The following is a 12,180-nucleotide window of genomic DNA, read 5'->3' as shown; positions in this document are numbered from 1 at the left end:
CAAGCCGAGACCCGCTCTGACTCAGGGATCGCGGTCAACGGGCCCGCCGTCGACCGCCAGGACGAGATCCTGACCCCCGAGGCGCTGGCGTTCGTCGCCGCCCTCCACCGGGCCTTCGCGCCCCGCAGGCAGGAACTGCTGCAACTGCGGCAGGAGCGCCGCACCAAGATCGCCAACGGCGCCGACCCCGGCTTCCTCAAGGAGACCGAGGACGTGCGGGAGGACTTCTCCTGGAGCGTCGCCACCCTCGCCCCGGGCCTGGAGGACCGGCGCGTCGAGATCACCGGCCCCTGCGACCGGAAGATGACGATCAACGCCCTCAACTCGGGCGCGAAGTGCTGGATGGCCGACCTCGAGGACTCCTCGACCCCCAACTGGCACAACGTGGTCGACGCGCAGGTGAACCTGCGCGACGCCATCGAGCGGCGCATCGACTTCACCAGCCCTCAGGGCAAGGAGTACCGCCTCAAGGGCGAGACCCTGACGGACCTGCCCACGATCATGGTTCGCCCGCGCGGCTGGCACCTCGCCGAGCTGCACGTCAGGGTCGACGGCGTCCCCGTCGCCGGGTCCCTAGTGGACTTCGGGCTGTACTTCTTCCACAACGCGCACCGGCTCATCGAGCTCGGCCGCGGACCGTACTTCTACCTGCCGAAACTCGAGTCGCACCTCGAGGCGCGGCTGTGGAACGACGTGTTCGTCATGGCCCAGGACCTCCTCGGCCTGCCGCAGGGGACCATCCGCGCCACCGTGCTCATCGAGACCATCACCGCCGCGTTCGAGATGGAGGAGATCCTCTACGAACTGCGCCACCACTCGTCCGGGCTCAACGCCGGACGCTGGGACTACATCTTCTCGGTCATCAAGAACTTCCGCGAGCGGGGACCCCGCTTCGTGCTTCCCGACCGCGACCAGGTGACCATGACCGCGCCGTTCATGCGCGCCTACACCGAACTGCTCGTGCGCACCTGCCACCGGCGCAGCGCATCCGCGATCGGCGGCATGGCCGCGTTCATCCCCAGCCGCAAGGACCCCGAGGCGAACGCGATCGCGCTGGAGAAGGTGCGGGCCGACAAGAACCGCGAGGCCGACGACGGCTTCGACGGCTCCTGGGTGGCCCACCCCGACCTCGTCCCGGTCGCGATGGCGGTCTTCGACGAGACCCTGGGCGGGCTGCCGAACCAGATCGACAAGCAGCGCGAGGACGTCGTGCCGAACGCCGCGGCCCTGCTCGACGTGGCCGCGACGCCCGGCGAGATCACCGAGGCCGGCATCCGCAAGAACCTCGAAGTCGGGGTGCGGTACATCGAGTCGTGGCTGCGCGGGGTCGGCGCGGCGGCCATCAACAACCTGATGGAGGACGCCGCGACGGCCGAGATCTCGCGCTCGCAGATCTGGCAGTGGATCAACGCCGAGGCCAAGACGGGTGACGGCCGGGTCGTGACGCACGGCTGGGTCGACCGGCTGCTCAAGGACGAGTTCGCCCGCATGGAGCGGTTCGAGGGCGACCGCTTCGACGACGCGCTCTCGGTCTTCGCCGAGTGCGCGCTGGGCGAGACGTACCCGACGTTCCTCACCATCCCCGCCTACACGAGGTTCCTCGCCAACGGCGGCTGAGCAGGGCGCTGCATCCCCTGAAGGCAGTGGAGCCGGACCGTACCCGCACGGTCCGGCTCCACTGTGTCTCTGGAGGCGCTTAATTGATATATATCGGCGTCGAGGTTTTCGGGGTGGAAGTTCAAGCGCGGCGGCGGTTGACGCGGCGCGGCGGCGTTAAACGGCGGCCCGCCGCGGACTCGACGGCGCGCATCGGCGTCTGGGCCGTGGCGTACGCGGTGTGGTAGAGCCGCCGCATGGAGCGGATGGCCGAGCGGACCTCCTGGAGGTAGCCGCTCGCGGTGTGCTGCTTGCGGAAGTGGGGCTCGGGGAGGGTGGCCGGGTCGACGCCGACGGTGTCGACGGTGCAGCCGTAGGGGAGTCCCATGTGGGTGATGGCGTCGCAGTGCTGGAACGCCGTGTAGGGCGCGGAGGTGACGACGAGGACGCTGTCGCCGGGCGCGAGGTCGACGACCCGGTCGGCCCAGAAGCGGCAGGTGTCGACGGTGTCGGCGCGGCGGCGGCCGGGCTGGGACGAGGGCGCGGCGACGGCCCGGACGGTGACCGGCCCGGCGGTGTAGGTCGCGACCTTCCAGGAGCGGCCGGGGTCCAGGCGCGGGTCGCCGCCTTCGTCGATGCGCGGCTCGCCGCCGATGTTGAAGGCGTGCTTGAGGCTCGCTTCGATGGCGTCCACTTCGTAGGCGCCGCAGTCGAGGCCGCTGAGGACGGCCGATTCGAGGTCGGGGCCGCCGAGGGGGCGGAAGCCGCCGACGCCGGTGACGTTGTCGGCGTTGGTGCCGTTCGCGAGGAGCTCGGCGGCGAATCGGGTGCGGAAGACGCAGGAGGCGACGAGACCGCCGAGGACCAGCACGTGCGTGTAGTGGGCGAGGCGCGGCCGCGCTTCGGCGCCGAGGCCGAGGGCGAGGGCCGCGCGGACGGCGGCGCGCTCGTGCTCGGGGGCGAGCGGCTGGGGCGCGGTCTCGTGGCGTTCGCGCCCGGCGCGGAAATCCCAGTGGTCGGCGGAGAAGGCCTCGAGGTAGGCGAGGTCTTCGGCGGTGCCGGTGCCCGGGAGCTTCCCGCCGAAGAGCGCGACGAGGCGGTGCATCGGCTCGGAGCCGGCCCAGGCGGCGACATCGGCCAGGAGCGAGTGCGGGCCTTGGCCGTCGTAGTGCGGCAATCGCACTGGTGCGAACTCGAGCATGGCGGGTCCGATCTGCGGTGGTGTCGCGGCCTTGTGGGCCGGGGCGGTGTTGTGGCACATGCTATGCGGTTACTGACCGTGCCCCACTGGTCAGACCAGGCGAAACGCCGTGTCGCGGGCCAAATACGGTCCGGTCGGACGCGGACGGAGCGCCTGGGTGGGGCGCATGCGCCACAGGGGATTGCTGTGGTTTCCTTCTGCTGCTTGCTATGCGGCTTGTCGTAAGGGTGTCGTGAATACCTTTCTGGGTATGTGACGCGTGATGTACCACTGCAAGTTGCACACGGCCGAGTGTGGCGGTGCGCACGACCAAGATCACGCCGCCCGGGGGCGGTCGCGAAACCGAATCGCGTTGGCCGCGAGTGTCGGACCCGTGTGGGAGAGTCGTCGTATTTACACCGGTGGTCGGAGGTGGATGCGGGTGGGAAGGGGCATGCCCTATAGCCGACCCGCGAGCGGCTAAGCCCGGGAGCATTGCGGTGCGGACCTCGGCTAGGAGGGCGCGCATCGAGGCTTCGGCCTCGGCGGAGCGGCCGCCCGCTACCGCCGCCGCCACGGCATCATGCAGGTCCATGGCCTCGGGCACCGGCTTGTGCGGCATGAGCCCGAGCTGGGTGCGGCCGCGCAGGACCGCGGCGATCACGTCGGCCAGCGCCGCGAACATCTCGTTGCCGCTGGCCTGCAACAGGAGCGCGTGAAATTCAACGTCTCGCTCCATGAACTCGGTGAGTTCGGCGGCCTCGCCGAGGCGGCGCAGCGTCGCGGCGAGTTCGACGACGCGGGCGCGCTGGGTGGGGGTCGCGGCGCGGGCGGCGGCTCCGGCGGCGAGGGGTTCGACGGCGATGCGCAGTTCGGTGAGGGTGCGCAGCTGGGCGCCGCGGGCGGGGCCGGAGAGGCGCCACCAGATGACCTTGGGGTCGAAGACGTTCCAGTCGGCGATGGGGCGGACGGTGATGCCGACGCGGCGGCGGGACTGGACGAGGCCCATGGATTCGAGGATGCGCATGGCCTCGCGGGCGACGGTGCGGGAGACGCCGAAGCGCTCCTGGATGCCGTCGAGGGTGAGGACGTGGCCGGTGGGGAGTTCACCGGAGGCGATCTCCATGCCGAGTTTTTCGAGGATGGGGTCGTGGAGGCCGGTGCCGGTCTGGTTCGGGCGCTCGATCATGCCGTCGCTCCGCGCCGCTGCCACCGGTGGTGCCGGTGTGCCGTATCCCCGTGACTGTCGCCCATGCCCGAATCCTATACGGGTCGCGGTTGCATCGCGGTTCAATTGATGTTACCTTTCCGCTCATTAAGTATTACCTTTCGAAGAGGAGGGGTTCCGTGACGACGACCTGCCTGGTGGTCATGGGAGTCTCGGGCTCGGGCAAGAGCACCGTCGCGCGGCTGCTGGCCGACCGGCTCGGCGCGCCCATGGCCGAAGCCGACGACTTCCACCCCGCGGCGAACATCGCCAAGATGAGCGCGGGCGTCCCGCTCACCGACGCCGACCGGGAGCCCTGGCTCCTGGCGCTGCGGGACTGGATCAGCGAGCACGACGCGGAAGGCCGCGGCACCGTCGTGACCTGCTCGGCGCTCAAGCGCTCCTACCGGGACCTCCTGCGCGGCGCGACCGCCCGCGTCCGCTTCGTTCACCTCAGCGGCTCCCGCGAGGTCATCGGCGAGCGACTCTCCCACCGCAGCGGGCACTTCATGCCGCCCAGCCTGCTCGACTCCCAGTTCGCCGCCCTCGAACCCCTCGGCGCCGACGAGGACGGCATCACCGTCGACGTCACCGCCGCCCCCGAAGCGATCGCCGACCGCGTCTGCGCGGACCTCGACCGCTAGCGCCCCCGGCGCGATCCCACCCGTAAAGCAAAGGAGCTTTCCCCCGCCATGGAAATGGAATGGACCCAGACCCTCGGAGCAGGCCCGCTCCTGGGGATCGCCGCGGGAGCCGTCGCGCTCCTGCTCGTACTCATCATCTGGCTGCGCGTGCACGCGTTCCTGGCGCTGGTCACCGTCTCGGCGCTGACCGCGTTCGCCACCGGCATCCCGGCCCAGTACCTCATCCCGACGCTCACGAGCGGCTTCGGCGCGACACTCGCGAGCGTCGCCCTGCTCGTCGGGCTCGGCGCGATGCTCGGCCGCCTCGTCGAGGTCTCCGGCGGCGCGAAGGCGCTGACGGACATGCTCATCGACAAGTTCGGCGAGAAGCGCGCCCCGCTCGCGCTGGGCGTGGCCTCCCTGATCTTCGGGTTCCCGATCTTCTTCGACGCCGGGCTCGTCGTCATGCTGCCCATCATCTTCGCGGTGGCGCGGCGCCTGGGCGGCGGCGTCCTGAAGTACGCGCTGCCCGCGGCGGGCGCGTTCTCGGTCATGCACATCTACGTGCCGCCGCACCCGGGCCCGGTCGCGGCGAGCACGCTGCTCGGCGCGGACGTCGGCCTCGTGGTCGCGCTCGGCCTCCTGGTCGCGGTCCCCACCTGGTACGTCACGAGCTACCTGTTCGGCCTGTGGGCCGGCAAGCGCATCGTGCTGCCCGTCCCGGACGTGATCTCCGGCGGCCCGCAGGCCGAGGACGTCAAGAACCCGCCCCGGGCCAGCGCGGTGATCCTGCTGCTGCTCCTGCCGCTGGTGATGATCTTCTTCGACACGGGCCTCAACACCGCCGGCTCGGCCGGGTGGGTCGACGCGGACGCGACCTGGTTCAACGTGGCGCGGGCGCTCGGTTCCACGCCGATCGCGCTGCTGGTCACCGTGTTCGTGGCGTCCTATGTGCTCGGCCAGCGGCGCGGGCGCACCCGCGCCTGGGTCGAGGACCTGCTCGACAAGGCGCTCGCCCCGGTCTGCGCGATCATCCTGATCACCGGCGCTGGCGGCATGTTCGGCGGCGTGCTGCGCGCCAGCGGCATCGGCGACGCGCTCTCGGGCGCGCTGTCCGACATCGGCCTGCCGGTGATCGTGGCGGCCTTCCTCATCGCGACCGCGTTGCGCGTCGCCCAGGGTTCGGCGACCGTGGCGCTGACGACGGCCGCGGGCCTGGTGCAGCCGATCGTGGCCGGGAACGGCTACAACGCGGTCGAGCTGGCCGCGATCGTGCTCGCGATGTCCGCCGGTTCAGTCATGATCAGCCACGTCAACGACTCCGGGTTCTGGCTCGTGGGCCGCTTCCTGAACATGGACGTCAAGACCACGCTCAAGACATGGACCGTGATGGAGACCACCATCGGCCTCATGGGCTTCGCGGGCGCCAGCCTGATCTTCGCCCTGGCCGGCGCCGCCTAGCGCGGCAAGAGGGAACCGGCCTCTGCGGCGGTCGGCGGGGCGCAAGGGGTGCCCCGCCGACCGCTTTCTCACGCCCACTAATGTTGTACGGCGTACGGAGTGAAATCGGGAGGGGATCGTCTGATGGAAACTGTGGCAGTCGCAAAGGGCGCGTACGGGATCGCCTTCGCAGCGGACGGGACCGCCTGGTTCACCGTCGCCGAAGGCGCCCGGGTCGGGCGCATCGCCCCCGGCGGCGGGGCGCCGGACTACTGGGACCTCGCGGCAGGGTCGCAGCCCACGGTCATCGCCGTCGGCGCCGACGGCGCCGCATGGTTCACCCAGTACAAGGCCGACGCGATCGGCCGCATCAGCGCCGACGGCGACCTCAGCGAGATCCGGTTGCCGAAGGGGGCGGGGCCGTACGGCATCGCGGTCGACGGCACGGGCGCGGTGTGGTTCACCGAGACCGCGACCGACCACATCGGCCGGGTCGGCCCGGACGGCGAGCTGACGCGGTTCGCGATCCCGCACAAGGGCGGCTTCGCCTCAGCCATCGCGGCCGCGCCCGACGGCGGCCTCTGGTTCACGCTCAACGCCGCCGCCTCGGTCGGGCGCGTCGGCGCGGACGGCACGGTGACGGTGATCCCGCTTGCGCTGCAAGGCGTCGCGCCGGTCGGCATCGCGGCCGGAGCTAGCGGCGTCTGGTTCGCCGACATCATGGGCGACCGGCTCGGCCGCATCGACCAGGACGGCACGGTCACCGCCCATGCGTTGAGCGAGGGCGCGAAACCCCACGCGGTGGTCGCCGACGCCGCAGGCGGCTGCTGGTTCACCGAGTGGGGCGGCAACCGCATCGGCCACGTGGACGCAGACGGCAAGGCCACCGGCCACGACCTCCCGGTCGAAGCCAGTGAGCCCCACGGCATCGCGATCGCCCCCGACGGATCGGTATGGGCCGCACTGGAGATCGGCGAACTCGTCCGCATCGAGCCGTAAGGAGTGAGGCCGTCCAGACCCGCTGCCGGGTCTGGACGGCTCCGATCGGTCACTCAGCGGACGTGTCGCGGCGCTGCGGCTACCCGCGCGCCATGCGCCTGACCGCCAGCTCCGCGAGGAGCGCCGAGCCGTCCGCGAGGACGGCGTCGTCGAACGCGGCCCTGGGGGAGTGGTTGGAGGCGCCGTCGGCCGGGTCGTCCTGGATGGTCGCGCCGTAGAACATGTAGCTGCCCGGCACGTTCTCCAGCACCCGCGAGAAGTCCTCCGAACCCATCACCGGGAACGGCATCTCCGTGTACCGCTCCTCGCCGAACAGGTCCTTCACCGTCGACTCCACGAACGCCGCCTCGTCGGCGTGGTTCACCGTCGCCGGGTACTCGCGGTCGAACCGCACCTCGGCCGTCAGCCCGTGCGCCGCCGCGATGTCCTCCGCGAGCTTCACGGACTCCTTCTCGACCTGGTCGAGGGCCTCAGCGGAGAACGTCCGCACCGTCGCCTCGAACTTCGCGTTGTCCGGGATGATGTTGTGCCGCGTCCCGGCGTGGAAGGTGCCGACGGTGATCACGATCGGCTCGAACGTCGAGAAGCGGCGGGTCACGAGCGTCTGCAGCGCCGTGACGATCTCTGCCGCCACCGGGATCGGGTCGAGCGTCGCGTGCGGGCGCGAACCGTGCCCGCCCTTGCCGACCACGTTCACGAACAGCCCCGACGAAGCGGCCATCATCGGCCCCGGCTTCGTCGTGAACACCCCGCGCGGCACCATGTCCGAGATGACGTGCAGCCCGTAGGCCGCATCGGCCTTGCGACCGGCGGCCTCCAGCACGCCCTCGGCGATCATGTGGCCCGCGCCGTCCTGGCCCTCCTCGCCCGGCTGGAACATGAACACGACGTCGCCGTGCAGCTCGGCCTGGTGCGCGCTCAAGAGGCGCGCGGCGCCCACGAGCCCGGCCGTGTGCATGTCGTGGCCGCACGCGTGCATCGTGCCGACGTGCTCTGACGTGAAGTCCACACCCGTCTCCTCGGTCACGGGCAGCGCGTCCATGTCGCCGCGCAGCAGCACGACCGGGCCGGGGTTCCCGCCGCGCAGGACCGCCGTGACGGACGTCGAGGTCTTCCCGAGCGTGATCTCCAGCGGCAGGCCCTCCAGCGCCGCGAGCACGGCCGCCTGCGTCTTCGGGAGGTCCAGCCCGAGCTCGGGGATCTGGTGCAGCTCGCGCCGCAGCGCGATCAGCTCGGGTGCGATCGCGGCGGCCTCTTCACGGAAATCCATGTGCGCTCCTGGCATCGGGGACGGTCACTACTAGCCGGGCGGCAAGGTGATGTCGCAATACTGCCATGCCCGCATAGTGCGCCGGAAGCGAGAATCCGGCTCGGATTTCACCGATCGCGCCGCACCGCCCCCGCCGATCCGCTACACCTGCGGAAGGACCAGCAGAGGAGGACCGATGGCAGCCGAGATCAGGGCCATGAAATACCTGGTCATGTCCGGATCGGGACGGCAGGGCTCGTTCAACGCCCGGCTCGCGGCGCTCGCCGCCGCCGCGGTGGAGACCAACGGCGGCACCGCCGACCGGGCCCGCATCACCGACTTCCCCGTCCCCGTCTACGACGGCGACCTCGAAGCGGCCGAAGGCATCCCAGAAGGCGCCGAGGCGTTCAAAGAGCGCCTGGAGGCCAACGACGCGTTCATCCTGGCCTGCCCCGAGTACAACGCCTCAGTGCCCGGCTCGGTGAAGAACCTCATCGACTGGATCTCGCGGATGCGCCCGCAGCCGCTCCACCAGCGCCAGGCGCTCATCATGTCCGCCTCGCCCTCGATGGCCGGAGGCAACCGCGGCCTGTGGGCGCTGCGCGTCCCCCTGGAGCACTTGGGGACCCGCGTCTACCCCGACATGTTCTCGCTCGCCTCCGCGCACGCCGCGTTCGGCGACGACGGCAAACTCGTGGACGACCCGCTCGCCAAGCGCCTCGACGACAACGTCGCCGGGTTCATGGAGCTCGTCGAGGCCGCCGTGGTCTTCCCGTGCGTGCGCCACGCCTGGGTCGAGTTCCTCGGCGAGCGGCCCGACCCCGCGATCGACCGCGTCCAGATCGAGTAAGCGCAGCAAGAAGGCGGCGCCATGCCCGGCGCCGCCTTTCGCTTGCGTCCCTTAGCTGCGCCCTCTAGAAGACCGGGGTGCCCTCGCGGGTCAGCGTCCAGTCGACCGACGCGAAGTCGGCCGGGTCGAGGCGGCCCTTCGCGGTCACCCACTCGATGATGCGGGTGCGGATCTCGATCGACTCGCTCCACAGCTCCTGGGCCGAAGCGACGTGCGGGAAGTTGCCGCCGCCGTTCGCCCGGTAGTTGTTGACCGCGAGCACGAACTGCTGGTCGTCGGCCAGGTCCGCGCCCTGGTACTTGAGGTTCACGATGCGCGAGCCGACGGCCTTCGCGATGTCGATCTCGTACGTCAGGCCCGAGACGTAGTCGTAGTTGTAGTCCGGGCGCCCGCCCGCGCCGGTGATGTTGTCGGTCGGCTTCGCCGGGTCCGTGTCCACGACGATCTCGGCGCCCACCGCGGTCTGGATGAAGTACTGCGCCGAGTACTCCAGGTACGCCCGGATCTGCGCGCCCGTGAACAGCTTCGCGACGAGCGTGTTGTCGAAGACGTACAGGCTCGACAGGTCCTTGATCTTCACGTTCGCGGCCGGGATCTCGGCCGTGCGCGAGAACGGCGACGCCTGCGCGATCACCGGCAGGCCCGCGTACTCGGTGCCCGCCAGCGCGGTCTTGACCGTGTCCTCCTGGACCTTCGCGATGAGGTCGATGATCGGCTCGTCCTTGTAGCGGGCCTCGATCGTGGTCAGCTTGACGACCGCTTCCTCGGCGACGACCTGGTTGACGTAGCCGACGACGTCGGAGTGCTCGTCGGAGAGGATCGCCAGGATCTCCTCGTCCTCTGCGACGGTGTTGGAGTTGATGACGGAGGCGCCGACGGAGGCGACCTTCCACCGGCCCTTCTCCAGGACCAGGTCGAAGTCGAAGCGGGTGAGGCGCTGGCCGTAGCAGAGCGGCTCGGAGAGGACCACTTCGCGGCCGTCGGGGCCGGCGACGCGGGACTCGGCGACCTCGATGTGGGCGTGGCCCACGAGGATGGCGTCGATCCCGGCGACCTGCTGGGCGACGAGCGCGGAGGCGTTCTCGACGCCGAGGCCGGTGGAGGTGTCGTAGGCGGACTTGCCGGAGGTGCCGGAGTGGGCCGAGACGACGACGACGTCGGCGCCCTTCTCCTTCAGCTTGGGCACCCAGTAGGCGGCCTCGGACTCCAGGCTCGGGAACTCCAGGACGCCTTCGACGTAGGCCTTGTCCCAGATGGTGACGCCGGGGGTGCAGAGGCCGAGGATGGCGACCTTGACGTCCTTGCCGCAGCCGGTGCGCATGCGGACCATGTGGTAGGGCGGGAACGCGGGTTCGCCGGTCTCGGTGTCGATGACGTTGGCGCCCAGCAGTGGGAACTCCAGCTGCGACTCGAACTTGCGGAGGTTGTCGAGGCCGTAGTTGAACTCGTGGTTGCCGAGGGCGGCGGCGTCGTAGCCGATGGCGTTCATGGACTGCGCCATGGGGTGGACGGGCCCGGCTTCGGCGGTGATCGGGTCCACGCGGGCGAAGTAGTAGGCCAGGGGCGTGCCCTGGATGGTGTCGCCGGCGTCGATGAGGATGGTGTTCTTCTTGCCGATCTCCTCGCGGATCTGCTTGACGAGGGTGGCGATGCGGGCGATGCCGCGGGTGTTGCCCGCGGTGTCGCTGTAGGCGGCGTCCTTGAAGTAGTCCCAGTTGAAGACGTTGCCGTGGAGGTCGGTGGTGCCGAGGACCGAGAAGGAGTAGGTCTTGGCGGGCTTGGCTTCGGCGGGCGAGGCGGCCGCGACGGCAGCGGCCGCCCCCGCGGCGGCCGATGCTCCGAGGAGGGTTCTGCGGTTGACTGACATGTGGTGCTCCAGTTTCTGCGCCGAGGGATTCGAGCGGATATGTGAGGAGTATTGCACCTGACCAGGGGGGTCATCCCATGACCCCATATTGAACGAGCGATGTCGATCCCGAAACGATTCGGCCGGATCGGTCCCGGGCGCGGCCGGTCTAGCATCTGGGGATGATCTGCGTTTACGGCGCCGGGAGCATCGGCTGCTATGTCGGCGGCAGGCTCGCGGCGGCCGGGGCGGAGGTCGTGTTCGTCGGGCGGCAGCGGCTGGCCGATGAGACCGCCGAGCACGGGCTCACCCTCACTAACCTGCACGGTACTGAAATGCGCGTTCCAGAACCGAATTACGGAACTGCCCCTGCGGCGGTCGCCGGGGCCGCGCTCGTGCTCGTCACTGTGAAGTCCGCCGCCACTGCCGATGCGGCCCGGCAGCTCGCGCCGCACCTCGATGCGGGCGCGGTCGTCGTGAGCCTCCAGAACGGACTGCGGAACGCGGCGGTCCTGCGCGAGCACCTGCCCGGGGCCGCCGTGCTCGCAGGTATGTGCGCGTTCAACGTCGTCCACACCGGTGACGGCCGCTTCCACCAGGGCACCGACGGGGACCTCGGCGTCCAGGACCACCCCGCGCTCGACGCGTTCGCGCCGCTGTTCGCGAAGGCCGGGCTCCCGCTCGCCCGCGAGGCCGACCTCCAGGGAGTCCAGGCCGCGAAGCTTCTGCTCAACCTCAACAACGCGGTCAACGCGCTCTCGGGCCTGCCGCTGAAGACCGAACTCTCCCAACGGAACTACCGCCGCTGCCTCGCTCTCGCCCAGCGCGAAGCCCTCGCCGCGTACAAGGCCGCCGGGATCAGTCCCGCCAAGACCGCCGGGATCGATCCGCGCCTCCTGCCGGTCCTCCTCGGCCTGCCCGACGCGCTGTTCACCCGCGCCGCCGCCAAGATGCTCGCCATGGACCCCCTCGCCCGGTCCTCCACTCAGGATGACCTCGCGGCCGGGCGCCCCACCGAAGTGGACTATCTCAACGGTGAGATCAATGCTCTCGCAGCCGAACACGGCCTCACCGCACCAGTCAACACCCGCCTCACCGCGCTCGTGCACGCCGCCGAGAACGGCGGGCGCCGCGACTTCACCGGCCCCGAACTCCTCGAGGCGCTGCGCACCGCGTCGTGAGTGCCGCGT

Annotated in this window: 9 protein-coding genes and 1 pseudogene; 6 read left to right on the top strand and 4 right to left on the bottom strand. The window is 70.4% G+C overall.

The genetic code is table 11. The features are described 5' to 3' along the window. Positions 1–27: 27 nt before the first annotated feature. The gene (aceB, locus tag ACZ60M_RS20215) at positions 28–1,617 is read left to right on the top strand and encodes a malate synthase A (RefSeq protein ID WP_465420270.1); all 1,590 of its coding nucleotides are present in this window, start codon (positions 28–30) and stop codon (positions 1,615–1,617) included. A gap of 121 nt (positions 1,618–1,738) precedes the next feature. Here the strand turns inward: aceB and ACZ60M_RS20210 are convergent, their stop codons facing one another. Further along, positions 1,739–2,857 (bottom strand): hypothetical protein, encoded by a 1,119-nt coding sequence (locus ACZ60M_RS20210; protein WP_465420227.1) that lies wholly within the window; start codon positions 2,855–2,857, stop codon positions 1,739–1,741. A gap of 406 nt (positions 2,858–3,263) precedes the next feature. Beyond that, positions 3,264–3,965, bottom strand: a pseudogene (locus tag ACZ60M_RS20205) (FadR/GntR family transcriptional regulator); the annotation flags it as partial. 158 nt (positions 3,966–4,123) lie between these two features. On the opposite strand from ACZ60M_RS20205, the gene ACZ60M_RS20200 reads away from it, so the two are divergent. From ACZ60M_RS20200 to ACZ60M_RS20190, 3 genes are all read left to right on the top strand, one after another. Next, positions 4,124–4,627, top strand: a complete 504-nt coding sequence (locus ACZ60M_RS20200; protein ID WP_465420225.1) for a gluconokinase — start codon at positions 4,124–4,126, stop codon at positions 4,625–4,627. Positions 4,628–4,675: 48 nt separating this feature from the next. Next, positions 4,676–6,067 (top strand): GntP family permease, encoded by a 1,392-nt coding sequence (locus tag ACZ60M_RS20195; RefSeq protein ID WP_465420223.1) that lies wholly within the window; start codon positions 4,676–4,678, stop codon positions 6,065–6,067. A gap of 123 nt (positions 6,068–6,190) precedes the next feature. Further along, positions 6,191–7,045 carry a Vgb family protein gene (locus ACZ60M_RS20190; protein WP_465420221.1) on the top strand — a complete coding sequence of 285 codons (855 nt, stop codon included), beginning with the start codon at positions 6,191–6,193 and terminating at the stop codon, positions 7,043–7,045. A gap of 79 nt (positions 7,046–7,124) precedes the next feature. Here the strand turns inward: ACZ60M_RS20190 and ACZ60M_RS20185 are convergent, their stop codons facing one another. Beyond that, a complete protein-coding gene (locus ACZ60M_RS20185) occupies positions 7,125–8,315 on the bottom strand; it encodes a M20 metallopeptidase family protein (protein WP_465420219.1) in 1,191 nt (396 codons plus the stop codon). A gap of 175 nt (positions 8,316–8,490) precedes the next feature. On the opposite strand from ACZ60M_RS20185, the gene ACZ60M_RS20180 reads away from it, so the two are divergent. Then, positions 8,491–9,144, top strand: a complete 654-nt coding sequence (locus tag ACZ60M_RS20180; protein WP_465420217.1) for an NADPH-dependent FMN reductase — start codon at positions 8,491–8,493, stop codon at positions 9,142–9,144. A gap of 64 nt (positions 9,145–9,208) precedes the next feature. On the opposite strand, the gene ACZ60M_RS20175 is transcribed toward ACZ60M_RS20180, so the two are convergent. Then, a complete protein-coding gene (locus ACZ60M_RS20175; RefSeq protein ID WP_465420215.1) occupies positions 9,209–11,011 on the bottom strand; it encodes a bifunctional metallophosphatase/5'-nucleotidase in 1,803 nt (600 codons plus the stop codon). A gap of 161 nt (positions 11,012–11,172) precedes the next feature. Between ACZ60M_RS20175 and ACZ60M_RS20170 the strand changes: the two genes are divergently transcribed. After that, positions 11,173–12,171 carry a 2-dehydropantoate 2-reductase gene (locus tag ACZ60M_RS20170; protein WP_465420213.1) on the top strand — a complete coding sequence of 333 codons (999 nt, stop codon included), beginning with the start codon at positions 11,173–11,175 and terminating at the stop codon, positions 12,169–12,171. Positions 12,172–12,180: the final 9 nt, after the last annotated feature.

The organism is Glycomyces sp. NPDC050141, assembly GCF_055586545.1.
This window is presented reverse-complemented; position numbering and strand designations above follow the sequence as displayed.